The 23270-nt window shown below is 58.5% G+C and carries 23 protein-coding genes; 17 read left to right on the top strand and 6 right to left on the bottom strand.

What is annotated here, in order from left to right; genetic code table 11:
* Position 1: 1 nt before the first annotated feature.
* The 3 genes from AC06G8_RS11610 to AC06G8_RS11600 all read left to right on the top strand — a co-directional run bounded on the left by AC06G8_RS11610 (position 2) and on the right by AC06G8_RS11600 (position 3237).
* Positions 2–1756 carry an ABC transporter ATP-binding protein gene (locus AC06G8_RS11610; protein ID WP_480282924.1) on the top strand — a complete coding sequence of 585 codons (1755 nt, stop codon included), beginning with the start codon at positions 2–4 and terminating at the stop codon, positions 1754–1756.
* 37 nt (positions 1757–1793) lie between these two features.
* Entirely contained in the window at positions 1794–2699 is a 906-nt protein-coding gene (locus AC06G8_RS11605) for a LysR family transcriptional regulator (RefSeq protein WP_480282923.1), read from the top strand.
* A 100-nt stretch (positions 2700–2799) separates the two neighbouring features.
* Entirely contained in the window at positions 2800–3237 is a 438-nt protein-coding gene (locus AC06G8_RS11600) for a rhodanese-like domain-containing protein (protein WP_480282922.1), read from the top strand.
* Between the two features lie 163 nt (positions 3238–3400).
* Here AC06G8_RS11600 and AC06G8_RS11595 read toward each other — a convergent pair whose 3' ends face one another.
* Together AC06G8_RS11595 and AC06G8_RS11590 are read right to left on the bottom strand one after the other, a co-directional pair.
* The gene (locus AC06G8_RS11595; protein WP_480282921.1) at positions 3401–4126 is read right to left on the bottom strand and encodes a response regulator; all 726 of its coding nucleotides are present in this window, start codon (positions 4124–4126) and stop codon (positions 3401–3403) included.
* A 15-nt stretch (positions 4127–4141) separates the two neighbouring features.
* Complete coding sequence (locus tag AC06G8_RS11590) at positions 4142–5734, bottom strand: ATP-binding protein (protein WP_480282920.1); 1593 nt, start codon at positions 5732–5734, stop codon at positions 4142–4144.
* Between the two features lie 211 nt (positions 5735–5945).
* Between AC06G8_RS11590 and AC06G8_RS11585 the strand changes: the two genes are divergently transcribed.
* From AC06G8_RS11585 to AC06G8_RS11575, 3 genes are read left to right on the top strand one after another with little or no spacing between them, the layout of a single operon-like run.
* Entirely contained in the window at positions 5946–6959 is a 1014-nt protein-coding gene (locus tag AC06G8_RS11585) for a Bug family tripartite tricarboxylate transporter substrate binding protein (protein WP_480282919.1), read from the top strand.
* A gap of 46 nt (positions 6960–7005) precedes the next feature.
* Positions 7006–7467: a tripartite tricarboxylate transporter TctB family protein gene (locus AC06G8_RS11580; protein WP_447664099.1), complete on the top strand. Its 462-nt coding sequence runs from the start codon at positions 7006–7008 to the stop codon at positions 7465–7467.
* 15 nt (positions 7468–7482) lie between these two features.
* A complete protein-coding gene (locus AC06G8_RS11575) occupies positions 7483–9009 on the top strand; it encodes a tripartite tricarboxylate transporter permease (RefSeq protein WP_447664098.1) in 1527 nt (508 codons plus the stop codon).
* A 123-nt stretch (positions 9010–9132) separates the two neighbouring features.
* Here the strand turns inward: AC06G8_RS11575 and AC06G8_RS11570 are convergent, their stop codons facing one another.
* Positions 9133–10392 carry an MFS transporter gene (locus tag AC06G8_RS11570; protein ID WP_480282918.1) on the bottom strand — a complete coding sequence of 420 codons (1260 nt, stop codon included), beginning with the start codon at positions 10390–10392 and terminating at the stop codon, positions 9133–9135.
* Positions 10393–10495: 103 nt separating this feature from the next.
* On the opposite strand from AC06G8_RS11570, the gene AC06G8_RS11565 reads away from it, so the two are divergent.
* A complete protein-coding gene (locus AC06G8_RS11565; protein WP_480282917.1) occupies positions 10496–12298 on the top strand; it encodes an ABC transporter substrate-binding protein in 1803 nt (600 codons plus the stop codon).
* Positions 12299–12516: 218 nt separating this feature from the next.
* Here the strand turns inward: AC06G8_RS11565 and AC06G8_RS11560 are convergent, their stop codons facing one another.
* Positions 12517–14136: an S-layer homology domain-containing protein gene (locus AC06G8_RS11560; RefSeq protein WP_480282916.1), complete on the bottom strand. Its 1620-nt coding sequence runs from the start codon at positions 14134–14136 to the stop codon at positions 12517–12519.
* 145 nt (positions 14137–14281) lie between these two features.
* Between AC06G8_RS11560 and AC06G8_RS11555 the strand changes: the two genes are divergently transcribed.
* The 9 genes from AC06G8_RS11555 (at position 14282) to AC06G8_RS11515 (ending at position 20338) form a co-directional block, all read left to right on the top strand.
* Entirely contained in the window at positions 14282–14476 is a 195-nt protein-coding gene (locus AC06G8_RS11555) for a DUF3934 family protein (protein ID WP_021881569.1), read from the top strand.
* An 89-nt stretch (positions 14477–14565) separates the two neighbouring features.
* Entirely contained in the window at positions 14566–15075 is a 510-nt protein-coding gene (locus tag AC06G8_RS11550; RefSeq protein ID WP_480282915.1) for a zinc ribbon domain-containing protein, read from the top strand.
* On the top strand, positions 15072–16181 hold the full coding sequence (locus tag AC06G8_RS11545; protein WP_480282914.1) for a DmpA family aminopeptidase: 1110 nt from the start codon (positions 15072–15074) through the stop codon (positions 16179–16181). The genes AC06G8_RS11550 and AC06G8_RS11545 overlap by 4 nt, the downstream gene beginning before the upstream one ends.
* A gap of 276 nt (positions 16182–16457) precedes the next feature.
* On the top strand, positions 16458–16883 hold the full coding sequence (locus tag AC06G8_RS11540; protein ID WP_480282913.1) for a DMT family transporter: 426 nt from the start codon (positions 16458–16460) through the stop codon (positions 16881–16883).
* Positions 16884–16927: 44 nt separating this feature from the next.
* Entirely contained in the window at positions 16928–17635 is a 708-nt protein-coding gene (locus AC06G8_RS11535) for a Crp/Fnr family transcriptional regulator (RefSeq protein WP_447664091.1), read from the top strand.
* Between the two features lie 6 nt (positions 17636–17641).
* Positions 17642–18127: a DMT family transporter gene (locus tag AC06G8_RS11530; protein ID WP_480282912.1), complete on the top strand. Its 486-nt coding sequence runs from the start codon at positions 17642–17644 to the stop codon at positions 18125–18127.
* 2 nt (positions 18128–18129) lie between these two features.
* The gene (locus AC06G8_RS11525) at positions 18130–18831 is read left to right on the top strand and encodes a YjjG family noncanonical pyrimidine nucleotidase (RefSeq protein WP_480282911.1); all 702 of its coding nucleotides are present in this window, start codon (positions 18130–18132) and stop codon (positions 18829–18831) included.
* A gap of 292 nt (positions 18832–19123) precedes the next feature.
* On the top strand, positions 19124–19783 hold the full coding sequence (locus AC06G8_RS11520; RefSeq protein WP_480282910.1) for a FusB/FusC family EF-G-binding protein: 660 nt from the start codon (positions 19124–19126) through the stop codon (positions 19781–19783).
* 69 nt (positions 19784–19852) lie between these two features.
* On the top strand, positions 19853–20338 hold the full coding sequence (locus AC06G8_RS11515; protein ID WP_480282909.1) for a GNAT family N-acetyltransferase: 486 nt from the start codon (positions 19853–19855) through the stop codon (positions 20336–20338).
* A gap of 125 nt (positions 20339–20463) precedes the next feature.
* On the opposite strand, the gene AC06G8_RS11510 is transcribed toward AC06G8_RS11515, so the two are convergent.
* Both AC06G8_RS11510 and AC06G8_RS11505 read right to left on the bottom strand, forming a co-directional pair.
* Positions 20464–21621 (bottom strand): MFS transporter, encoded by a 1158-nt coding sequence (locus AC06G8_RS11510; protein ID WP_480282908.1) that lies wholly within the window; start codon positions 21619–21621, stop codon positions 20464–20466.
* 1 nt (position 21622) lies between these two features.
* On the bottom strand, positions 21623–22474 hold the full coding sequence (locus AC06G8_RS11505; RefSeq protein ID WP_480282907.1) for an NAD-dependent epimerase/dehydratase family protein: 852 nt from the start codon (positions 22472–22474) through the stop codon (positions 21623–21625).
* 264 nt (positions 22475–22738) lie between these two features.
* Here AC06G8_RS11505 and AC06G8_RS11500 point away from each other — a divergent pair, with 264 nt between their 5' ends.
* On the top strand, positions 22739–23263 hold the full coding sequence (locus AC06G8_RS11500; protein WP_480282906.1) for a VanZ family protein: 525 nt from the start codon (positions 22739–22741) through the stop codon (positions 23261–23263).
* Positions 23264–23270: the final 7 nt, after the last annotated feature.

Genomic DNA, 23270 nt, shown 5'->3' with positions numbered 1-23270 from the left:
CATGTCCAAGCCCCAATCCCCTCTCAAGAGGGTCGGTTCCTATCTGAAGGGACAACATCGTTCCCTGTTCTTCATTGCCGTCTTCACGATCGCCGCTTCCGCGTTGACGCTTGCCGGGCCTTATCTGCTCGGGCGAGCCATCGACGGCTTCATTATTCCGAAGGAGAGGGCGGGCCTTGCACGAGCCTGTCTGCTGCTGGCCTCCGTCTATGCGGCATCCGCTTTTGTCGCTTGGATTCAGGCGCGCCTGCTCGCCTCGGTGTCCCAGAGAACGGTCTGGAAGATGAGAGGCGATCTGTTCGGCCATATCCAGAATCTTCCCTTGCGCTATTTTACCGGCAAAAAACAAGGCGATCTCATGAGCCGGGCGACCAACGACATCGAGAACGTATCCAATACGCTGAACCAAAGCCTGGTGCAGCTGCTGTCGAGCGTGCTCTCGATTGTCGGCAGCTTCGCGGTCATGATCTGGCTGCAGCCGCTGCTGACTGTGGTCGCCATATCGACGGTTCCTCTGATATTCCTCGCATCCAGACGCATTGGCGCCGCGACGAAGAAGCAGTTCCGGCTGCAGCAGCTGGAACTGGGCGCCATCAACGGCTACACGGAGGAGACCGTCTCCGGAAGGCGGATCGTCACGCTGTTCAATCAGGAAGAGCGTGCGGAGCAGGAGTTCGGCGAAATGAACGGCAGGCTGAGAACGGCGGGCGTCAAAGCTCAAATCATCTCCGGCCTCATGGGACCTTCCATGAATGTGCTCGGCCATCTGAACTACCTGCTCATCGCCGCTGCCGGAGGCTGGCTGGCCGCTGGCGGCCATGCATCGGCCGGCGTCATCGTCAGCTTCCTGGCCTATTCCAAGCAGTTCAGCTCCCCGATCAACGAGCTGGCCAACCAGTACAACCTCATCCAGGCCGGAATCGCCGGAGCGGAGAGGGTGTTCGAGACGATGGATGTCCCGTCGGAGCATGACGGGCCGGAGCCGTCCGAGCCGCTGGCGGGCTCCGGTCGTTCGCTGCGGAATTCCACGGTAGCCTTCGACCGGGTCGGATTCGCCTATTCGCCGGAGGCTTCCATCCTCGAGGAGATCAGCTTCCGCTCGGAGCCGGGCAGCATGACCGCTCTCGTAGGACCGACCGGAGCCGGCAAGACGACGATCATGTCGCTGCTGACACGCTTCTACGAGCCGACCTCGGGCGTCATATCGATCGGCGGCGAAGAAATCGGGAAGATGGACAAGAGAACGCTCCGTTCCCGCATCGGCATCGTCCTGCAGGATAGCGTCCTGTTCAAGGGGACCATCCGCGACAATATCCGCTACGGCCGTCTCGACGCTTCGGATGTAGAGATTGAACGCGCGGCCAAGGCCGCATCCGCCCACGAGTTCATCATCCGAATGCCGGACGGCTACGACACGGAGCTGTCGGCTGACGGCGGCAGCCTCAGCCAAGGGCAGCGCCAGCTGCTCTCCATCGCCCGCACGCTGCTGGCCGATCCCGATATCCTGATCCTGGACGAAGCGACGAGCAGCGTCGATACGCTGGCCGAGCTGCGCATCCAGCAGGCGATGGGGGTTCTGATGGAAGGAAGGACGAGCTTCGTGATCGCCCATCGGCTCAGCACGATCCGGGCTGCGGACGCTATTCTGGTCGTTGACGGAGGCCGGATCGTACAGCAGGGCAATCATGACCAGCTCTCTTCCGTCCAAGGACTGTATCAGGATTTGCACGCACGGCATTTCCAGAGCGTATCTTGAAGGCTGCATCAAGGAGGCAGGGAAGGAGGAGACGAATATGGAGCTTACGTATCTTCGCACATTTGTCGAGGTCGCGGGCAGAGGCAGCTACACGGAAGCCGCCGAACGTCTCGGTTATGCCCAGTCGAGCGTAACGGCCCAGATCCAGAAGCTCGAGGAGGCTTACGGAGCCGTCCTGCTGGAGCGTCGGGGGAGGAAGATGGCTATGACCGAGTCCGGGGAAACGCTGCTGGGCTACGCCCGGCAGATTCTCAGCCTGCATGCGGAATCGAGGGATGCCGTCGCTTCCGGCGGCAAAGGCACTCTTACGATCGGGACGATCGAGACGGTCGCCTCGTATTACTTGCCCAAGCGGCTGCAAATCTACGGCCAAGGCCATCCGGATATGAACGTGGCTCTCGTTCCCGGCAATGAACCGCAGATCATCAAAATGGTCAAGGAGGGCAGTCTGGACGCCGGCTTCATTCTCGACCCGCCTTATGCCGATCCCGAGCTTCATGTGCGCTTGGTCCAGGAGCAGGATCTACTCATCGTGACCTCTCCGGTGCATCGCTTCGGCACTCGGAACACGCTGTCCCTGCGGGATCTGGAAGGCGAATCCGTCATCCTCACCGAGGAAGGCTGCACGTACCGAGCCTTGCTGCTGCAATCGCTCCGCAAGGAAGCGGTGCCATGCAGGCTCTCGTATGAATTCGGCAGCCTGCAGGCGATCAAGCAGGGCGTCGGCTACGGGCTTGGCATCGCGCTTCTGCCGAGAATCGCCGTCGAGGAGGAGATCGCAAGCGGCAAGCTCCATGCCGCGATGCTGGATCATCCTGGGTTCCGCTTCTGCATCCAGCTGCTGTACGCCAAGCGGAGAACGGTCTCGCAGGCGTTCGAGGCCTTTGTTGATGTCATGAGCGGTTCTTTCGGGGAAGAGACGGCTATCCATCGAAACAAATGATGCTTGGAATCGAAAATGGCCGATAACGGCACTGGCCAGGATCATGATAAGCTGGCCTCAGTAAAGGTTCCTCGAGGACCGACAGGAGGCTGAAAGGATCATGACCCGTTCTATCGCATCATCTCTCGTTGAAGAAACCCCCTTCGCGGCGCCGCTTGAGGCCAGCCGCCATTTTGCCGCCAAGCTGGCGGTAGAGACGGATCCATCCGACGTCCGCCACGATCTGATGCGTGGCGTCGGGTCGTTCGTGCTGCTGGATGCCCGCTCGCCGGAAGCTTATGGAGACGGCCATATTCCCGGTGCGGTCAGTCTCCACCACAGGCTGATCAACGCCGAATCGGTCCATTCCCTGGACCTCCAGACGCCGATCGTCGCCTACTGCTGGAGCCCGGCCTGCAACGCCGGAACGAAGGCGGCCGCCAAGCTCGCCGCGCTTGGATTCCAAGTGAAGGAAATGATCGGCGGCATCGAGTACTGGCGCCGCGAAGGCTTCGAGATCGAAGGCAGGCTCGGAGAGGACGCGCCGCTGATCGGATAGCGGATCGAATGTGAAGAAAAAGAAGCCGTCTGCACAGGCGGCTTCTTTTTCTTTATAAGGACTCCGATATGATGAGTAACCCGCATGCATGAGGCGGGAACATTTTTCATGAACATGGCGTACCGAAGGACGTCATCGGACGGATGAGCAGCTGCCGTCCGATCTACGAGCGTCCCTTGCGGCAGCGGTATACCCGTTCCGGCCGCCCGACTCCGTAGGCGAGGTCCGCGTCGATCGTACCGAGGCCGACCAGATACTCCAAATACCTGCGGCTGGTAGAGCGGCTGAACCCGATCAGCTTGGCGACTTTTTCGGCCGACATGCCGTTCTTGTCGCCGGCGATCGCTTGGGACACCTTGTCCAGCGTCAGCTTGTCGATCCCCTTGGGCAGCGACGACAAGTCGGCCGGTCCAGGCAGCTCTCCCGCCCGGGTAAGCAGGCGGTCCACGTCATGCTGTCCGATGCTGTCGGCTTCGTGCAGGCGCGAGAGCTCGCGATGGTAATGGGCGTATCTTTCCATCGTTTCCTTGAGCCTGTCGAACACGACCGGCTTCATCAAATAGTCGAAGGCTCCGCAGCGGATCGCCTCCTGGACCGGTCCGATCTCGCGGGCGGCCGTTATCATGACGACATCGGTGCTTCGGTGCAGCTGCCGAATATGCCGCAGTAGGTCCAGGCCGCTTGCCGGCGGCAGGTAAATATCGAGAAGAACAAGCTGCGGCTCCAGAATTTCAAGCTGGATCTTGGCCTGGGCTTCGTCGGTGGCGATTCCGCATACCCGGAAGCCGGGAATCTGCTCCAGAAACCGCCTGTTGATCTCGGCGATGCGAAGATCGTCTTCGATGATCAGCACTTCGATAGGCATGTGGAGCTTATTTTGCTGTTCCATGACTTCATCCTCCCGTTAGTCCGGATGCTTCGGCACCGCCGCGATAAAGATCGTTCCTCCGGTAGGCTTGCGGCTGTAAGTCACCATGCCCCCGAGCCTCGCAACGGCCTGATGCACAAGATAGAGGCCGATCCCCCGATCCTCGCCTTCTTTGGTCGAGATGCCTTTATGAAAGATCGTCTCGCCAAGCCCTTCCGCCACGCCTGCGCCATTATCCTCGCATTCGATGATGAGATCCTTGCCGAGATCCGTCAGCAGCAGGCTGATTCGCCGCTCTTGCGGCGAAAGGCCGCTGCGTGCCAGCACGGCTTCCATCGCGTTGTCCACAAGGTTGCCGATGATCGTCACGAGCAGGCTGCGGTCCAGCGGCTCGGGCACATCCCTGAAGCTGCTCTCGGCATCGAGAGTGAAGCTGACCTTGAGCTCTCTCGCATGATTGAACTTGCCGATCAGGAATCCGCCGATGATCGGATCCGGAATCTCGCGCATGATGAACTGCACCAGATTCTGCTGCATGCCGGCTTCGCTGTGGATCATCTCCACCGCTTCCTGGTACGAGCCCAACTGGATAAGTCCGGAGATGACATACAGCCGGTTGGAGAATTCATGCGTCTGAGCGCGCAGGGAGTCCGCGAACAGCTTGACCCTCGACAGCTCCTGGGCAAGGCGGTACAGCTCCGACTTGTCCCTGAAGCTGGATACAGCTCCGGCTACTTCTCCCTTGCCGTCCAGCAGCGGCACGCGGTTGGCGACGACATCCTTGCCGCGCATCTGCATTTCCCGGTCCAGCTGGATTTCTCCGCTGCGCACGACTTCAAGCAGGCCCGTATTCGGAAGAACCTCCTCTATCGCCCTTCCGGTCAGATCCTCGTTCTCGGGCACCTGAAGAATATCCATGGCGATGCGGTTGGCCATCGTAATCCGGCCTTCCCGGTTGACGGCGATGACGCCTTCCCGGATCGATTCCAGAATCGCCTTTTTCTCCATGTAAAGCGCGGCGATTTCCTTGGGCTCCAGTCCATGGATGGAGCGGCGCACGCTGCGCGCGATGAAGACGGCGCCAGATGCCCCGAGCATAAGCACGATGGCGCATACGGCATAAACCTTATGCTGGTAGGGATCGTCGATCCGGTCGATCTCCGAGGCGAGGAATCCGACGCTGACGATTCCGGTGACTTGTCCGTCCTTATCGAGGATAGGGGCCTTGCCGCGGAGCGACAGCCCCATGGAGCCGGTCGCTTTGGAAATGATCGCTTTTCCCTCCAGAACCGGTCCGTTGTCGCCTCCGACCATCGGCTTGCCGATCCGGTCCGCGATAGGATGGGAGAGGCGGATTCCGTTGCGGTCGCCGATGACGACGTATTCGGCTTTTGTTTTCAGGCGGACGCTTTCCGCGATCGGCTGGATGACGCGGCTCGGATCGGGTGTCAGCAGCGCCTGCCGTATTTCGGGCATGACTGCGAGCGACTCTGCGACGGTCAGTGCCCGCACGCCGATCTGCTGCTCCACGACGCGGGTCACGACATAATAGAACGTTCCCCCAAGCGCCAGAATGAGCAGGGTCAGGAGAGAGCAGATGATAAGGATCAATTTGGTTTGCAAGCGCATGATGAAGGAGCCTCCGTTGGCTCAGGCCGGCATTCCCGCGGAAGAGAGAGCGGCGTGAACAAAATGAACAAAACGCCCGAAACGAATTCAATTCGTTTTATGTCCTTAACATGGTTGGGCATGCAGGCGGATGGTATTATGAAAGCGCTTTATATGATTGGAAAATGGGATCGATCAGCTAAACTATACTACATGCAAAGGGGTTTTTGAAATGAATAAAAGACTGCTGAAGACAGCGGCTGTCCTGACTCCGCTGCTCGTCCTGAGCTTAGGGCTTGCAGCTTGCGGCGATGGAGGGAGCGGAAGCTCCGCCAGTTATCCATCCAGGTCGCTTACGCTGGTCGCCCCGTCGGGAGCCGGCGGAGGCTGGGACATGACCGCCCGCGCCATTTCCAAGGTGCTGACCGAGAGCAAGGCCGTCACGAAAGCGATAACGGTCGAGAACAAGCCCGGCGGCGGCGGAGCCGTGTTCATGGCTGAATATGCGACGAAAGACAAGAAGGACGATTACAAGCTGTTCGTCAACTCGCCTCCGATTCTGATCAACAACTTGAAGAAGGAAGGCAATTCACCTTATGGATACGCGGATACGACGCCGCTGGCGCAGCTGACCAAAGACTACGGGGCCATCGCCGTCGCGGCCGATTCCAAATACGACGATCTGAAAACCCTGCTGGACGACATCAAGAAGGATCCTTCCGCATTCACGGTGGCGGGCGGCTCGGCGCCAGGCTCGATGGATCATCTGGTCTCAATCCTTCCGGCCTACAAATATGGAATCGACCCCAAAACGATCAAATATGTCTCCTACGACGGAGGAGGGGAAGCGCTCACCGCCTTGCTGGGCGGCAATGCGGACGTGCTCGGCACCGACGCCTCTTCCCTCGACCAGTATGTGAAGTCCGGCAAGATCAAAGTGCTGGCGGTCGCGGCGCCGGAGCGGCTGGACAATCTGAAGGATGTGCCGACGATGAAGGAGCAGGGCATCGATGCCGAATTCCTGATCTGGCGCGGCATATTCGGGCCGAAGGAAATGAGCGAGGGGGCGAAGGCCTTCTGGGATCAAACGCTTGCCAAAATGAAGGATTCGCCGGAGTGGGCGGCCGAAGTGAAGGCGAACAACTGGCAGACGGACTACCGGAACTCGGATGACTTCAAGACGTTCCTCGAAGACCAGAACAAGCAGCTGCACGATATGCTGGCGGCTCTCGGCATGCAAAAATAAGGTTTTTTGAACCGCGGCTATCCGCCCGGAGAAAGGAGGAATCACGGTGAACCACAGCTTTGACCGATATGCAGGCATCGTGTTCGGCGCCATCGGCATTTTCTTCATGGCAGGCAGCAGCACCATCTCTTCCAGCGCTTACGGCAGCAGCATCGGAGCCAACATCTTTCCGCTTTTCCTGGGAGGATGCCTCCTCCTGCTCAGCGCCAAGCTGATCTATGACACGTTCCGCAAGGAGAGTGCCTCATCGGCAAAAGCTCCGCTGGATTACAAGCGGTTCGGCATCATTTTCATCGCGGCGGTCCTGTACGCCCTGCTGCTGGAAAGCGTCGGATTCGTCATCACGACCTTCCTGTTCCTGCTGACCGGGTTCCAGACGATGCAGAAGGGTCGCCTGGCAGCTTCCATCCTGATTGCAGCCTGCTTTTCATTCGGCATCTACTATCTCTATGTCCATGTGCTCGACGGATCCCTTCCGGGTTTCCCGGCATGGCTGGGCTTATCCTAAGGGGGCGGCAACAACATGAGCACGATCGATTATTTGCTTCACGGGCTTGCAACGGCCATGCAGTGGCATAATCTTCTCTTCGTCTTCTTCGGCGTGCTGATCGGCACTGTCGTCGGAGTGCTGCCCGGCATCGGTCCGATGAGCGGCGTGGCGCTGCTCATTCCGATCACGGCGACGATGACATCGGGTTTGTCTCCCGAAGAGGCGGCGACGAGCTCCATCATTCTGCTGGCGGGCGTCTACTACGGCGCGATGTACGGAGGCTCGACGACTTCCATCCTGCTGAACACGCCGGGAGAATCGTCGTCGGTCGTCACGACGCTCGACGGCTATCAGATGGCGAAGCAGGGCAGGGCGGGCGCGGCGCTCGCGATCGCGGCCATCGGATCCTTCGCGGCGGGAATCATCTCTTTGATCGGCCTCATTTTTCTGGCGCGCCCGCTGTCTGCCGTCGCGATCAAGTTCGGTCCGGCGGAATACTTCTCGCTGATGATTCTCGGCTTGCTGGCCATCAGCGGCCTTGCCGGCAAGTCGATGCTCAAATCCTTGATCATGACCGCATTCGGCCTGCTTCTGGCGACGATCGGCATCGACAGCGTGTCGGGAGTGGAGCGGTTCACCTTCGGCGTGCCGGAGCTGTATCAAGGCCTTGAATTCCTGACCGTTGCCGTCGGCTTGTTCGCTGTCGGCGAGGTGTTCAAGACGATACTGGAGAAGGACAGCAATGAAGGCGAAATGGCGAAGATCAACCGCATCCTGCCGACAAAGCAGGACATGAAGGACAGCGCCGCTCCGATCGCCCGCGGCTCCGTGCTCGGCTTCTTCATCGGGCTGCTTCCGGGAGCGGGAGCGATTCTGGCTTCCTTCTTCGCCTATATCATGGAAAAGAAAATCAGCAAAAATCCCGAGCAGTTCGGCAAAGGGGCGATCGCCGGCGTCGCGGCGCCGGAATCGGCCAACAACGCCGCATCCGGCGGGGCGATGATCCCGCTGCTCAGCCTCGGCATCCCGTCCTCCGGCACGACGGCGATTCTCATGGGCGCCTTCATCATGTACAATGTCCAGCCGGGTCCCTTGCTGTTCCAGGATCACCCGCAGCTCGCCTGGGGCGTCATCGCGAGCATGTTCGTCGGCAATCTGATGCTGCTCATCCTCAATCTGCCGCTCGTCCGCATCTTCGCCAAGGTCATCCAGACGCCGGCGAAGTATCTGATTCCCCTGATCATCGTCTTCTCCGTATTCGGCGTCTACGCGGTGCAATACTCCACCTTCGACCTGCTGCTCGTCATGGGCTGCGGCCTGGTCGGATATTTCCTCGCCAAGAACGATTATCCGCTGGCTCCGCTCGTGCTCGGCCTGATTCTCGGGCCGATGATGGAGAACAACATGCGCCGGGCGCTGACGATCTCCAACGGGGATTTCATGATCTTCCTGGAAAAGCCAGTATCGCTCCTGTTCCTGTTCATCGGGCTGCTGTGGGTGACCATTCCGCTCGTGCTGAAGCTGAAGGGACGGAAAGTGCTGATCAACGAAGAAGCTTGACATGGACGGGATGGAATGCAAAGAGAGCTGATCGTCGATCAGCTCTCTTTCAATTGTCCCGGAGCCATCCTTTCCGAATCACCTCCGTGCCGAGCCCAGGCCGAGGAAGCGGCAACGGTGCGGCTAATCCACGGAAACTGTTGCGGGAACAAGCCGTTGCGGCCGGTCCTTCCATAACGAAGTCGTCGACCATCCCAGAAACAGAAGCAAATTCCAGGCCATGCAGCCCCAGAAGATGATTCTCGAGCCGGAACGGTCCATGACGAAGCCGCTCAGCAGCATGGCGGCCGGCATGCCGAGCCGGAAAAACGTTCCGGTAATTCCAAGCACTCTTCCCATGAAGGCCGCGGGAGTCTGCTCCAGGCGGTAAGTGTAGACGGTCACAGTGCTCAGCGCCGCAGCCACGCCGTAAAGGAATGCGGCCATTCCGAACAAGATCGGGCCTTGGGCGCTGCCGAAGAGCAGATAGGAAGCCATGAACAGCAGCATGACGATGCCGTAGCATTTGCCCGTTCCCAAAAGCCGGCGCAGCCGGGGAGCCGCATAACTTCCCGCCAATCCTCCGGCGCCTGTCAAGGAAAGGATCAGAGCCAGCAAGGAAGAAGAAAGCTGAAGCTCATCCTTGGCGAAGTAGATCATTGCGGTTCCCGCTACCGTCATGCTGCAATTGGCGAAAAGGATGAACAGCGTAAACGTCCGGAGCGGCTTGTGCTCCCAGAAAAAGCGCCAGCTTTCGGCGAGCTCCGCTTTGAAGCCTGCGCCGGAATTGCTGCCGCCGGCCTCGCTTAGCCGCAGCCGCGAAATGGGGAGGAGGCAGAGAAGATACAGGACAGCCGTGGCCAGAATTCCGCCGGAGAGATCCGGCAGCAGCAGCAGGGCGGCCGACAAGGCGGGTCCGGCAAGGGCGACGGTCGTCTCCACGGCCGAAAGCCTGGCGTTGGCTTGGCCGAGCTGGGGGCCCGGAACGGCAAGCTTAGTCAAGCTGCCTTGGACATTGAAATATCCGTACCCGAACGTCATCAGCAAAAAACCGATGCCATAATAGACGGGCAAATAAACGGTGCCGGTACGGTATAGCCAGACCAGAATGAGCAGCAGCAGCCCTTGGATGGCGATCATGCCGATCGTCCAGGCTTTCTTGTCGCTGCGGTCCACGAGAACCCCGATAATGGCGGCGAAAAACAAATTCGGAAGCAGCTCGGCGGTTCTCATCGTGGCCATAGCGACGGATGAGTGGGTCAGCTCGTACATCATCAGCGGCAAAATCAGCTCGTACAGCTTGTTCCCCGCGGTCATGAGCAAGGTCGCTGCCAGAACGATCCGAAATCCCCCGTTCCGGCCTAGCGGCACATCCCTCGATCGATCGGTTGCAGATCCTTTCACTTGCCATCTCTCCCTCAATCCTTTATGAATGGAGTATAGGGGCATCGTAATGAGCCAAAAAGGTCATTTATCAGGCCTACTTTTTCATCTTTTGGAGAGAAGCATGAAAATAACGGAGGATTACCTGCTTTTGACGCGCGCATTTCCGGGGGGAAGGAAGCTGCCTCCGGTTCTCGTGTCGAAGGCGGAGCTGGCCGAAGCGCTGTTCTGCAGCGAACGGAACGCCAAGCTCATCATCGGCAAGCTGGCCGCCATGGGCTGGATCCGCTTCGAGCCGGGCAGAGGCAGGGGAAACAAATCCAGGCTGTATCTGGACACGGATCCCGCTCCGCTGCTTCTTCAGGAGGCCGAAGACAAAGTCCGCGGCGGAGATGCCGAGGCTGCTTTCAGGCTGATCGGAGAGTATGGGGAGACGGACTCCGTCAAGCGGGAGTTCATGGATTGGTTTTACCGGTACTTGGGCTATCAAAGCGACAACGGTCCGAACCGGATCGTGGAGAAGCTGCGGCTGCCCATCTATAGGCCAATCGTAGCTTTGGACCCGGGAGAGGCTTTTTATGCTTTGGACGGATATTTGGTGGAGCTGATCTTCGGGACGCTCGTTGCTTGCGACGATGACGAGAGCGAAACGATCAGCCAAGGAATCGCCCATCATTGGGAGTTCGATGAGGCAGGCATGTCCTGGACCTTCTATCTGCGCAAAGGCATTCGCTTCCACCATGGCCGGGAGCTCGATGCCGAGGACGTCAAGTTCAGCTACGAGCGTCTCCAGCATACCGGACACGCCTGGGCCGTGCGCAGCATCGGCAGCATGGATGCCTTGTCGTCGCATTCCATCCGGATAACGCTGAAGGAGCGGAACGGATATTTCCTGCGCATGCTGAGCTATTCGACATGCTCGATCGTTCCGAGGGATCTATATAGCGCCGATGGCAGCGGCAACCCGGAGCTGCCGGTCGGAACAGGGCCGTTCAAGGCGGTACGCCGAACAAGAGGGAGCCTGCTGCTCCAAGCGTTCGATTCCTACTTCGGGTATAGGCCGCATCTGGACGAGCTTGAGCTGATCGTGCTTCCGAATGCGGATAGCCTGGAAAAGAACGACGATGCCGGCTTCGTTCATGTCATGACCGGCGAGCAGACACTCGCTGAGAAAATCGGCTGGAAGCACACCGGGATGATGAGCGGAACGAGCCTGCTTACGATCAACCGCAGCAAGCCGGGACTTCTCGAGGATCCTTTTCTGCGGAGAGCGCTGAACGTCCTGATCGACAGGGGGGCTATGGCCGGAGAGCTCGGATTTCCGCGCATATCGCCCTCATCGGGCTTTGTATGGTTCAACGACGATAAGGGAGTCGATGAATTCGATCCTGATGCCGGCATGGAGCTGCTGTCAAAATCAAGTTATGCCGGTGAAACCATCCTTCTGGCGACATTCCCCAGGCATCAGCCCGATGCGGAATGGATCTCCGGCCGCCTGCTCCAATATGGAGTCCGGGTGGAGGTCGTTCTTCACACATGGGCCGACATGCTGCTGCAGCGATCCGTCGACGAGGCAGATCTGATCCTGTTCGAAGCGGTTCTCAGCGAAGGCCCGATCCGCCTGCTGGAATACCTGCAATCCTCGATAGGCTTCATATCGAGCCATATGTCGCCGGGAACGAGGATGCGGACGGAAGAAATTCTCGGCCGATTCAAGCTCGCGGACTCGGAAGAAGCGCGCTGGAATTGCCTGGATGAAATCGAACGCCTGCTGAAAAGCGAAGGGGATATCGTTTTTCTGAACGCCAAAGCGGTGAGCGCCATGACGCATCCCTCGCTTCGGGATGTCCGGCTCAGCCATAGAGGATGGGTCGATTTTCGAAACGCGTGGGTCATGCCGGTTCATCAGCAGATCGGACCGCAATGAATACATGAAATGAACTATTTATGGCATTAATATGTATGGACATTAATTAAAGCGAATTATCCATCATGCCCTTAAAGGAACTGTCGACAGGATTTCAAGAGGCGTTCATTCATTCGGAGGATGAGATCAGCAACTCAGCAAGACCAAAAGAAGGCCGTTCCGGCGTCAATCGCCTGGAACGGCCTTTTTATCTGGTAGAGTGCATAGTTGTCTGTAATTCAAGGGAATATATACCCGGCATAACGGATGGCATTGCGCTGGGCAGCCCATACATCCGAGCTTTCTCCGCCCATGTACCAGTAGGCGAATCCGGCAGCGCCGCTCTGCAGGGCGAGACTCATTTTGGCCGACAAGGACCGGCTGTCTTCAAGCCAGATCTGATGGCGCACGACGCCGATATAATAGCTCATGCTGTATGTCGCTAAGCTGGAGCTCCAAGCCGGACGCAGGCCGAGCGATTGGACGATGCCGTTCTGCTGGGGCAGGCTGAGATCGGCCGATGCCACGATGCCGCTCGCGGCTGTACTCCAATCCCTCGTATAAAACGGCAGGCCGAGAATCGTCTTGGCGGCCGGCACATCGCCCTGCAGCTTGCCAAGCCCTCTGGCCACCCAGGGCAGGGAGGCGATGGCTCCTGCATTCTGGCCTCCGCTCCAATGCTCGTCATATCCCATCAGCACGATGTAATCTGCGCTTGAACCCAAGGCGGCATAATCGAACGCTGCGGTCCAATCGCTGCTTGTATCCGGAGATACGCTTACGGACAGCACGTCGCCGACGGCATGAAGAGCCTTCGCCAGCTCGGAGACGAACAGCGTCAAGCTCTGCCGGTCTTCGGAAGCGACATTCTCGAAGTCCAGGTTGATGCCGTCCGCTCCGCTCGCGCGGATGCTGGCGGCGAGCTGCTTGACGGCGGCCGAGCGGCTTGCCGGCTGGCTCAGCAGGGTATGCGTATCCTCCTGCCTGGATCTGTTGCCGACCATGACCCATACTTTCTTGCCTTTGGAATGGGCCCATTGGACGAGCTTGGCATCGGAGGCATCGGAGGATAAGCCCTGCGGACCGACGAACAGCCATCGTGGCGACAGCGTGTTGATCCCGCTGGACAATGCCTGCTGCTTGAACTGTTCCGTCGTGGAGCCGTACTGCCAGCCCATCTGGACGGGTGCTGCGGGCTCGGCCTCGAACTGCTGCGACCATACCGCATGGCTTCGGATGCGGTCCAGCAGCACAGCGGCTTCCGCCCGGTTGATCGCAGCCTTGGGGCGGAAGTAGCCCTGATCTCCGGCCATCAGCGACAGCCGGTTCATCTCCAGTACGGATGCTTCCGCCCAAAGGGAGATCCGCTCTTGATCCCGGTAGACGGTTTGGCCGCTGACGGGAGCGCCCCGCTTCAAGGCGCGCAGCAGCATGACGGCGGCTTCCTCGCGGGTGACGCTTGCCGAAGGCTCGAACCGGTCGGCGGAACGTCCGCCGATCAAGCCCAGATTGACCGAGGCCTGGATCATGGGATAGAAGGCGGAGGAGCGGGGCAAGTCGCGAAATGCAGGGATGGCGGCCTGAACCGGCTCGAGATCGAGCGTTCTTGCGATCAGGGTCGCAAGCTCGGCTCTCGTGACGCTTCGCGCTGGAGAATAGCGGTCGGCAGAAGTGCCGGACACGATTCCGAGCTTGGCCAGGCGCATGATGGCGCTCTCCGCATAGCTGCCGGAGATGTCCTTGAAGGCCGGAGATGCGGCAGCGGCTTCCGCGGAAGGGAAGAGCGGCGCCGTTATGGCCGCTCCCAGCAGGAGGAAGGCTCCTTTTCGGGCTAATCGTCGTATATGTAGGCTCATCATCGGTCTTCAACTCTCTTTCGGGCGGTCTATCACCCATCGTAAACAAAAAGAGAGAGCAGCCCCATGCTTAAATATTGGTAAGGAGCTGATTTGCCGTAAACAGATTGACAGAGTATGATAGAAGCACGATTGGAGTGAAGGAAGCATGAGCAAATCCAAAGGCGGAGGCACCGGCCGGGGTACGGGCAAGAAGGGCTGGAACCGCTGGCAGGCCGGCGCCAAGCGGGCCGCAAGCAAACCGAAGCCGTATGTGAGCAAAGGCTTGCAGAAAAAAGCGGAAGAGGCCAAGACGGCTCGGCTCGCCGCCAAAGCCGAAGCAAACAATCCCGGCAGCAGCTAAGCGCAGCCTCAGCATTTCGGAAGCATTTCGAAAAAAGCTGGGGTTTTTCTTTTGCTCTCCTCCAGCGGATCCGGAAAGGAATGAGCGGAATGGAATCCAACATAAGCTGTCCTTGGTGCGGAACCGACATGCTGCTTGAACAGCGCGTATGCCCCTCCTGCCTCCACGAGGTGCTGCCTCGGCATTTGGAAGGCATTGTAGAAGACGGAGTGCCGGAGCCGGAATTCCACTCGGCTGATGCGGGCTTGTTGTCCGCAGAAGATTCGGGAAAGATGGTGCGAGACAAAGGGGCCATCCATGCAGGCATGCTGTCCATAGAAGAGATTGAAAGCATGACGCTTGAGGAGCTGCTGGCTGCGAGCTTCCGATGCGGCCGCTGCGGCAGCCGCGATTGCTCCGTCAAGGAAGCGGCGATGAACGGGACCGGGCTGAGCAGGCTGTTCGATCTCGATTACATCCACCTGATGTATGCAAGCTGCGAGGAGTGCGGGAAGGTCGAGTGGTACGACTCCGAGGTGCTGAGAAGAAAATCGCCGGCGGAGATGTCGAGCCTGCTCGCCAAGCTGTTTCCGGCAAGGACGAAGGAGGGACGGGAATGAACCGGCGGAGATTTCAGGATTATGGCTTGAAGGTCGGCCGGATGAGAACGGGACCTCTCAACAGCATCGAGGACGTCCCGGGAGTGAGTGCGGCCCATGTGACGCTGCGCTCGGACGGCGGCGGGCAGCCTGTCGTGCGGACGGGCGTCACCGCTATTTTGCCGCATCAGGGGAATCTGTTCCGGGAGAAGGCCGCTGCGGCATCCTATGTCATCAACGGCTTCGGCAAAACGGCCGGACTCGTCCAGGTCGACGAGCTCGGCAAACTGGAGGGACCGATCATGCTGACCAATACGTTCGGCGTGCCCGCCGCGGCCGAAGGCGCGCTGCGCCACATGATGGAGCATGACGATGGAATCGGCGCCGATGCCGGCTCCATCAATATCGTAACGGGCGAATGCAACGACAGCTACTTGAACGACATGCGCGGCCTGCATGTCCGGCCGGAGCATGCGGTGGAAGCGATCCGTCTGGCCAAGGAAGCCTGGGAGGAGAGGAGTCCGGTCGGAGAAGGCGCCGTCGGCGCCGGCACCGGCATGGTGTGCTTCGGCTGGAAGGGAGGAATCGGGACCTCTTCGCGGGCGGTCGTTGCGGCGGGGCGCGAGTACCATATCGGCGTTCTCGTCTTGACCAACTACGGCAGCGGCAGCGACCTTTCCATTCTGGGCGAGCCGATCGGACAGCTGCTGGCTGAGACCGAGGCTGACAACCGCAAGGAAGACGGATCCGTCATCATCGTGGTTGCGACCGATCTGCCGCTTGATTCGCGGCAGCTGAAGCGGGTGGCGAAGCGTGCCGCCTTCGGGCTTGGACGAACCGGCTCGATCGCCCACCACGGCAGCGGCGATATCGTCATCGCCTTCAGCACCGGCATGCTGACGCCCCATGATCCGGAGCAGGATCTGCTTGCCGTCCAAGCCGTCCGCGAAGACGGTCCGCTCATCTCCGAGTGCTTCCGGGCCGCAGCGGATGCGACGGAGGAAGCGGTCTACAACTCCTTGTTCGCAGGGACGGATACGAGCGGAAGATCAGGAAGAGAGGTCCATGCGTTTCCCGTCGAGAGGGTCCTCGATCGGCTGCAGCAGCGCAGCGGCTTCCGAGCTTGACAGCTTTGCCCAAAGCATGAGGCAAAACGAAAGAGGACAGGCTGGCGAAGCCGTCCTCTTTTTTGTCATGATCAAAGATGCGCGAGAAGATTGGTTTTCGTTTGTTCGATTGACGGACCTGGAAGCACTCCGATAAAAGCTTTTTTCGTCCTGCTCGATGTTCCGGACTCCGAAAAGCGAAGAAGCGCGTTAAAAAGGACATATGTCCTTTTCAAATGCATCCCTGATATCGTGTAATGGGGAAGAAAGCCATGAGTACACGAGGGGAAGATACAGATGAAGGGAATTCTGTTCGCCGCAGGCGCAGGCATGTTCATTACGCTGCAAGGAGTAGCCAACTCGAGAATCGGCGCCGCGATCGGCACCTGGCAGGCGGCTGCGCTGACGCAGCTGACGGGCTTCATCGCGGCGCTGCTGCTGCTCGGCCTTTTCCGCCGCTCGGCAGGCACTGGACTTCGCGGAGTGAAACCGCTCTACTTGACCGGAGGAGCGATGGGAGCGGTCATCGTATTCAGCAATGTGCAGGCGATCCATGCCATCGGCATTACGATTACCGTAGCCGTGCTGCTCATCGCGCAGCTCAGCTTGACCTTCCTTATCGACGGCAGAGGATGGTTCGGCGTCGTGAAGCAGACGATGAGCCTGCCCCAGTTTCTCGGCATCGCCATGATGCTCGCCGGCGTCCTCATCTTGAGGGTATAATGAAAGGACAAAGCATGACGATGGAAGGCAGGAACGACAACGGAATGAAACATGAACAACCCGACCGGCAGCTGCTGGATGAATACTTGAAGCTTCACGGCCTCGAAGCCGTCTTCGGCAAGCCGCTGCTGCCGCATCTCACCTTGCGCCGGTTCGATCAAGGTCAATTGATCTGCAGCCAGGGAGATGCCGCCGACACCGTATATGTGCTGGTCAAGGGGAAGGTGAAAATCTTCACGACGTCCGAAGAAGGGAAGTCGCTCATTCTTTCCTTCAAAACGCCGCTGGAGGTGATCGGAGATCTCGAGTATGTGCAGAAGGCGGATTTCCTCAATACGGTCGAAGCGGTATCGCCCGTCGCCATGATCGGCATCCATCACCGCTGGCTTGTCCTGCATGGAGACGATCATCCGCCGTTTCTGCGGTTCCTCCTCGATATCATCACCAAAAAGTTTTATGCCAAGTCGAATTCCTTGAGCTTCAATCTGATGTATCCGGTGGAAATCAGGCTTGCCAGCTATCTGCTCTCGGTATCGTACGACGAAACCGATCCGTTGTTCCAGGGGGAGCTTCGGGCTTCGATGCTGAGGGATGCCGCCAATCTGATCGGAACGAGCTACCGGCATGTGAACCGAGTATTGAAGCAGTTTGCCGCGGATGGATGCATCCAGCGCTCCAAGGGTCTGATCTCGATCCTGGATCGAGGGAAGCTCGAGGCTCTCGCCAGCCGCAACTTGTATGAAAGGAGCTGACTCAAGATGATGACGGGAATCGCTTTGTCGATTTTGGCCGGCTGCCTGCTCAGCCTGCAAAATATATTCAACAGCAAAGTCAGCGAAAAAACAGGCACCCGGGTGACGACGGCGCTTGTTCTCGGCCTCGGCTTCGCGGCTTCCTTGACGCTGGGCCTGCTGTCTCAGGGAACGAAGATGTTCCATCTCGGGAATATGGAAACCTGGTTCGCCTTCAGCGGTCTGCTCGGAGTCGGCGTCGTCGTCTGCATGGTTCAGGGAATCAAGCTTTTGGGCCCGACCTACGGCGTGCTCGTCGCTCTCAGCTCCCAGCTGATTCTGGCGCTCATGCTGGATTCGCTCGGCTGGCTCGGCCTGGAAAAGGTGGATTTCACGATGAAGCAGCTCATCGGAGTGCTTGTCGTCATCGGAGGCGCTGCCGTATTCAAGCTGTCGGGCAACAAACGGAACGTTCGCGGCGCAGTTCGTGAACCCGCCGAAATGGAGGGCTGAAATTGAAAGCATATAAAACGCTGCTTTTCGATGTGGACGACACCTTGCTCGATTTCGGCGCCGCCGAAAGGATGGCTCTGGGCCTCTTATGCTCCGAGCACGGCCTTGCGCTGGATGAGGAGCTTCATTTCCGCTACAAGGAAATCAACGGCGGCTTGTGGAGGGCATTCGAAGAAGGGAAGCTCTCCCGGGATGAAGTCGTGAACACGCGCTATTCGCTGCTGTTCAAGGAATATGGCCGGGAAGTGGACGGTGTCGCTGTGGAAGCCCAGTACCGCAAGCTTCTGGAGCAAGGCCATGACGAGGTAAAGGGCGCTCTTGCCTTGATCACCGCCCTTGAGCCCCGGTACGACCTGTTCATCGTCACGAACGGAGTTTCTGCGACCCAGCACAAGCGGCTGCAGGCCTCGGGGCTGTTCCCGATGTTCCGCAACGTCTTCGTCTCCGAAGACACCGGGTTCCAGAAGCCGATGAAGGCTTTTTTCGATTATGTGTTCGAGCGCATTCCCGGCTTCGTTCCGGACGAGGCCTTGATCATCGGAGATTCGCTCAGCGCGGACATCAAGGGAGGGCAGAACGCCGGCCTGGATACTTGCTGGTTCAATCCGGAAGGCAAGCCGGCAGGCTCCGGCATCGTACCGACTTACGACATTCGCGAGCTAAATGAGCTGTATGTGCTGCTCGGAGTGGACAAGCCGTTCTGAATTGCTGCAGCCGTTTTTAACCGATTGCGGCATTCCTGCAGCCGTTTTTTAACCGATTGCGGCATTGCCCCGGCCGCCTGCTATCGCCTATACTGGTTTTAAAGGGAGGCTGGTAGGGATGGCAAATCACTTTGCCGGGAATAGCTTCACCCATGCAGAGCCTGTTTAAGGGGCGATTCTTTGCATGGGGCTATTGAGGATGGAACGAATACCAATCGCCCGATCGATCGTTTCCATAAATGGGCTTTGCACCTTATTTGCTTGAATCCAAAAAATAAGGGGCTGAAAAGCGATGGGCCAACCATTTATTCGAAACCATGAATTCAATCTTATTCTAAAACAAGTCAAGCTTCTGCAGAATACTTGTACGACCGTATCCGATCCGAAGGTGGTGGAGTCGGTGCGGATGAGCGTGCATACTTTATTGGATGAAGCTTTCCAGGCAGCCGATTCCGATCAGCGCTTGCTGGTGCTGGGACTGGCGGAACTTAGCTCTCCGCAGCAATTCGCGCAAGGTGTGGAGGCGCTTGAGCCTTACCGCATGAGATTCCCCGCCGTTACGGAAGGACAGCTGAAAAAGCTGTTCCCAAAAGCGAAAAAGCTGAAAGTGCCCGATCTGGACAAGATCGATCTCCGGAAAGTCACTTATCTCGGATGGACCGATATCGGCAGCGGCAAAATGTTCCTCGTGCATGAGCTGGACGGCAAGCCGGCGGGAATCGAAGGCAGGTTCTCGCCGGCAGGCACGAAAAAGAATACCTGCTTCCTATGCCGGGGCCACGGCGAGGTCGCACTGTTCACAGCGCTGACCAAGCATCGGCCGCTTCATGCCTCGCCCGATTATTACAAGGCGATCGGCAATTATATGTGCCTGAGCAGCGACAGCTGCAATGCCCGGCTGACGGATCCGGCTGTGCTGGACCAATTTTTCCGGGATGTGCTGACCAAATAATCCGCTGCCGCCCGCAGGGCAGGTCCTTGCGGGTTTTCTACTTGCAGCCGATCAGAAGGAAGTGGACTCATGTTTATCCGCGAGCTTGAAGAACGCGACAATGTCGCCATAGCGTCGATCATCCGCCAATGCCTGATCGAATTCGGAGGGAACAGGGAAGGACTGGCCTGGGCGGACAAAAGCTTGGACAATCTGAGCGGTTATTACGATGCCCCGGGGCGCAAGTATTGGGTCATCGAGAAGGATGGAATCATCGAAGGGGGATGCGGAATCGCTCCATTCGCGGATTCCAGCGAGGTGTGCGAGCTGCAGAAGATGTATCTGCTGCCCGGCGCAAGAGGCTCCGGCATGGCGGCGAAGCTCATGGAGGCCGCGCTGGACTTCGCAAGCGTCCATTATGAACGCTGTTATCTCGAGACGCTGACCTCGATGAAGGCGGCCGCGCGCTTTTATGAAAAGCATGGCTTCGCCGGATTGAAAGCGCCTCTCGAAGGCTCGGAGCACTATGCCTGCGACGCTTGGTACATAAAGGATTTGAGGCCGATGGAGCCGTAATGTCCTTCCTTTCGCAAAGATCGCAAGAAGCGGGAAGGAAGCAGGCTTGAAACCGAAAAGGGGCTGTCCCAGAAGTCATGAACATGACTACGGGCAGCCCCTTTGTTTTTGAATGCATGCCTCTCTTACGGCTGGACTTCGATGGAGCCGCGGTTCTTCTTCATCTCCATGCCGGCAAAGAATGCGAGGCTGACAAACGTAACGATCGCGCAATAGAGGAACACGGACTTCATCCCCTCGGCTTCGCTGACGAAGCCGCCTGCGTAGCTGCCGATGATCCGGGCCGCGCCGAGATTGAGCAGGGCGTTCAGCGTCTGCCCGCTCGCGCGCAGCTCCTGCGGCACTTCCTTGTTGATGAAGACGGACATCGTCACCGAGACGACGATGAAGATCATGCCGTGCAGAATCTGCACGGGCAGGATGGCATAGGGATTATCGATCATCCAGAACAGCAGCCAGCGGACGGCTGCGGCTCCCGATGCGACAAGCAGAATGGATGAAATGCTGAACCGGCTGAACAGCCGGGACGACAAAAGCAGGAACGGCACCTCGCTGAGCGCCGAAATGACCATCGACCAGCCCAGCAAGCCGTTGTCTGCTCCCAGCTCCTTGTAGTACAAGGGGAAGAACGCATAATAGTAGCCCAGCGTGACGTTGACGGCGAAGCAGATGCCGAGATAAAGCACGAGCTTGCGGTTTTTGAACAGCTCCCAGATTCGCATCCGCCGGCCGGCGAACTGGTGGCCTCCGATCGTCGGATAGCGGAGCAGCAGAAGCAAGGAGATCAGCATGACGGCCGCATAGACCGGAAACATGCTGTCGACATGCGACTTGGCGTAAGATCCGAAGACGATCGACATCAGCGCGAAGCCAAGCGTTCCTCCGAGCCGGATAATGCCGTAGCTGGAAGCCTGGCTGCCGAGCGCTTCGAGCGTAATGGCGTCGCCGATGGCACCGGTCGACGTCTGGAACAAGGTGAAGACGCCGATCAGGATCATCAGGTAGACGAAGGAATCCGACAGCGGGTACAGCAGCATCGAGACGCCGCTGCCGATCAGCAGAATCTGCAGCACCCGGTTCTTGGTGCGGGACTTGTCGCTGACCGACCCCCACATCGGCTGCGCCAGAACGGCGATGAACGGCCCGATGCTGAGCAGGGTGCCGATCTGGGAGGCCGAGAAGCCCTTGTCCTGGAAATAGACCGGAATGAAGGTGCTGTAGAGGGCGTTCCCCATGAAAAGAATGAAGTAAAACGAGAAGAACAGCGCGACGGACCGGTTCATATCAGGATTCCTTGACGTAAGTTCTCCATGCATGCTTCGGCTGCCAGCCGAGGAGCTTCTTCGCTTTGGCATTGCTGAACAGCGTCTCATGGCCGTCGAGCGGGTGTCGGATATCCTTCACAGCCGGGTACCGGGCGGCAAGCAGCTCCCGGCTCGGAATGGCGCTGCTCGTATCGTCAGCCGCCAGATTGAGCGCGACCGATCCCAATCCGTCCGTCTCGATGGCGAGGCGGCAGGCTTCGGCGATGTCCCGGGCATCGATATAGCTCCACATGATCGTCTCGCGCTGCTCCGGATCATGGATGAAGGAAGGGAAATCGGCGTAGCGCTCCGGAATGATGACGTTGCCGATGCGCATGGATACGACTTGCATCCCGGTGCGCCGGTGGAACATGTCCGCCGTCTGTTCGTTGACGACCTTGGAGAGGCCGTAGCTGTCCTGCGGCAGCTGCGGATGATCCTCGTCGATCGGCACATAGGCCGGTTCGAGCCTGTTGACGGCAAATACGATGCCGTAGGAGGACTCGCTGGAGGCGATGACCGCCTTGGTGATGCCAAGGCCCGCAGCCGCTTCCAGAACGTTGTAGGTCGATACGACGTTGTTCTCGAAGGTGACTTCGGCCGTCCGGATATGGGCGGCCGGGATCGCGGCCAGATGCACGACGGCATCGGCCCCGGCCAGAACGCTGTAAACCTCGCCAAGGTTGGTGAGATCCGCGATCAGGGTAGGGCAGATATGTTCCTTGGGACGGACCGCATCGACGTTGAGCACCTCGTAGCCTTGATCGACAAAATGCCGCAGCACATGCTGACCAAGCATTCCGCTGCCACCGGTAATGACCACTTTCGGCATGATGATACCTCCTGGATTGATAGCACTGGAATATAGGTTGAAACGCTTGCAAAAGCTTGTCTTCATTATAGGCATTGGAGGGGAATTCCGGTAGTAGTGAAGAAGTTTTACGTTAAGTATCTGCGGTATACGTACTATACTTTTTTATAGCGGGTCCATCCTGGGCATCGGATTTAAGAAAAACCTTATCTTTTGCCGAGCATGGCTTAAGCTTTCTCTCTTATGCTTATCGGACAACCGAAAACGAAGGAGAAGCCCATGCCCATGAAAACACGGAAAAGAGCGCCGATGCTCTTGCTGCTTGCTTTGTATGCGTACGTTCTGGTCAAAATCATCTTGTTCAAATACGGTCCGGTCGATCTCCGGTTATTGGGGGAGCAGCTGATGCATATCCCGGAGCGGGCCGAATCGATTCGGAACCGATTCATGCTGACGGCGAATCTGAAGCCTTTCGAATCCATCCGTCAAAATCTGCATCATCTTCAAAGCAGCCATCAATTCGTGAATTTCGCTGGAAACATCGCGATCTTCATGCCGCTCGGCTGGTTCGTCCGTCAGGGAACGAGGCTGAATGCCTTGGGGGCTGCGGCGGCAGCGGCCGTGGCAAGCTTGCTGCTGGAAAGCTCCCAGGCTCTGTTCATGATGGGAACCTTCGATGTGGACGATATCATCCTGAACGGAATTGGAGGCCTGCTCGGGTACGCGGTTTGGGCGGCTATTGCTTCGCCGGAACGAAAGCGGCCTGCCGGAAAATCGGCGCTGGCCGATCCGGAAGGCAGCGCGGGCTGAATCCCGA

The sequence above is a fragment of the Paenibacillus sp. SJS-P3 genome, from assembly GCF_056711585.1.
Note: the sequence above shows the minus strand (reverse complement) of the source record. Positions and strands in the feature narration are given on the sequence as shown.

What these genes read in the sequence shown, in the direction of transcription:
- AC06G8_RS11510 (WP_480282908.1), bottom strand. Translation starts at nt 21,621, where the DNA reads ATGAACCGGTCCGTCGCGCTGTTCTTCTCGTTTTACTTCATTCTTTTC.
- AC06G8_RS11565 (WP_480282917.1), top strand. Translation starts at nt 10,496, where the DNA reads ATGAAAATAACGGAGGATTACCTGCTTTTGACGCGCGCATTTCCGGGG.
- AC06G8_RS11530 (WP_480282912.1), top strand. Translation starts at nt 17,642, where the DNA reads ATGATGACGGGAATCGCTTTGTCGATTTTGGCCGGCTGCCTGCTCAGC.
- AC06G8_RS11500 (WP_480282906.1), top strand. Translation starts at nt 22,739, where the DNA reads ATGAAAACACGGAAAAGAGCGCCGATGCTCTTGCTGCTTGCTTTGTAT.
- AC06G8_RS11600 (WP_480282922.1), top strand. Translation starts at nt 2,800, where the DNA reads ATGACCCGTTCTATCGCATCATCTCTCGTTGAAGAAACCCCCTTCGCG.
- AC06G8_RS11610 (WP_480282924.1), top strand. Translation starts at nt 2, where the DNA reads ATGTCCAAGCCCCAATCCCCTCTCAAGAGGGTCGGTTCCTATCTGAAG.
- AC06G8_RS11590 (WP_480282920.1), bottom strand. Translation starts at nt 5,734, where the DNA reads ATGCGCTTGCAAACCAAATTGATCCTTATCATCTGCTCTCTCCTGACC.
- AC06G8_RS11555 (WP_021881569.1), top strand. Translation starts at nt 14,282, where the DNA reads ATGAGCAAATCCAAAGGCGGAGGCACCGGCCGGGGTACGGGCAAGAAG.
- AC06G8_RS11505 (WP_480282907.1), bottom strand. Translation starts at nt 22,474, where the DNA reads ATGCCGAAAGTGGTCATTACCGGTGGCAGCGGAATGCTTGGTCAGCAT.
- AC06G8_RS11545 (WP_480282914.1), top strand. Translation starts at nt 15,072, where the DNA reads ATGAACCGGCGGAGATTTCAGGATTATGGCTTGAAGGTCGGCCGGATG.
- AC06G8_RS11540 (WP_480282913.1), top strand. Translation starts at nt 16,458, where the DNA reads ATGAAGGGAATTCTGTTCGCCGCAGGCGCAGGCATGTTCATTACGCTG.
- AC06G8_RS11515 (WP_480282909.1), top strand. Translation starts at nt 19,853, where the DNA reads ATGTTTATCCGCGAGCTTGAAGAACGCGACAATGTCGCCATAGCGTCG.
- AC06G8_RS11575 (WP_447664098.1), top strand. Translation starts at nt 7,483, where the DNA reads ATGAGCACGATCGATTATTTGCTTCACGGGCTTGCAACGGCCATGCAG.
- AC06G8_RS11520 (WP_480282910.1), top strand. Translation starts at nt 19,124, where the DNA reads ATGGGCCAACCATTTATTCGAAACCATGAATTCAATCTTATTCTAAAA.
- AC06G8_RS11595 (WP_480282921.1), bottom strand. Translation starts at nt 4,126, where the DNA reads ATGGAACAGCAAAATAAGCTCCACATGCCTATCGAAGTGCTGATCATC.
- AC06G8_RS11585 (WP_480282919.1), top strand. Translation starts at nt 5,946, where the DNA reads ATGAATAAAAGACTGCTGAAGACAGCGGCTGTCCTGACTCCGCTGCTC.
- AC06G8_RS11560 (WP_480282916.1), bottom strand. Translation starts at nt 14,136, where the DNA reads ATGATGAGCCTACATATACGACGATTAGCCCGAAAAGGAGCCTTCCTC.
- AC06G8_RS11550 (WP_480282915.1), top strand. Translation starts at nt 14,566, where the DNA reads ATGGAATCCAACATAAGCTGTCCTTGGTGCGGAACCGACATGCTGCTT.
- AC06G8_RS11605 (WP_480282923.1), top strand. Translation starts at nt 1,794, where the DNA reads ATGGAGCTTACGTATCTTCGCACATTTGTCGAGGTCGCGGGCAGAGGC.
- AC06G8_RS11535 (WP_447664091.1), top strand. Translation starts at nt 16,928, where the DNA reads ATGAAACATGAACAACCCGACCGGCAGCTGCTGGATGAATACTTGAAG.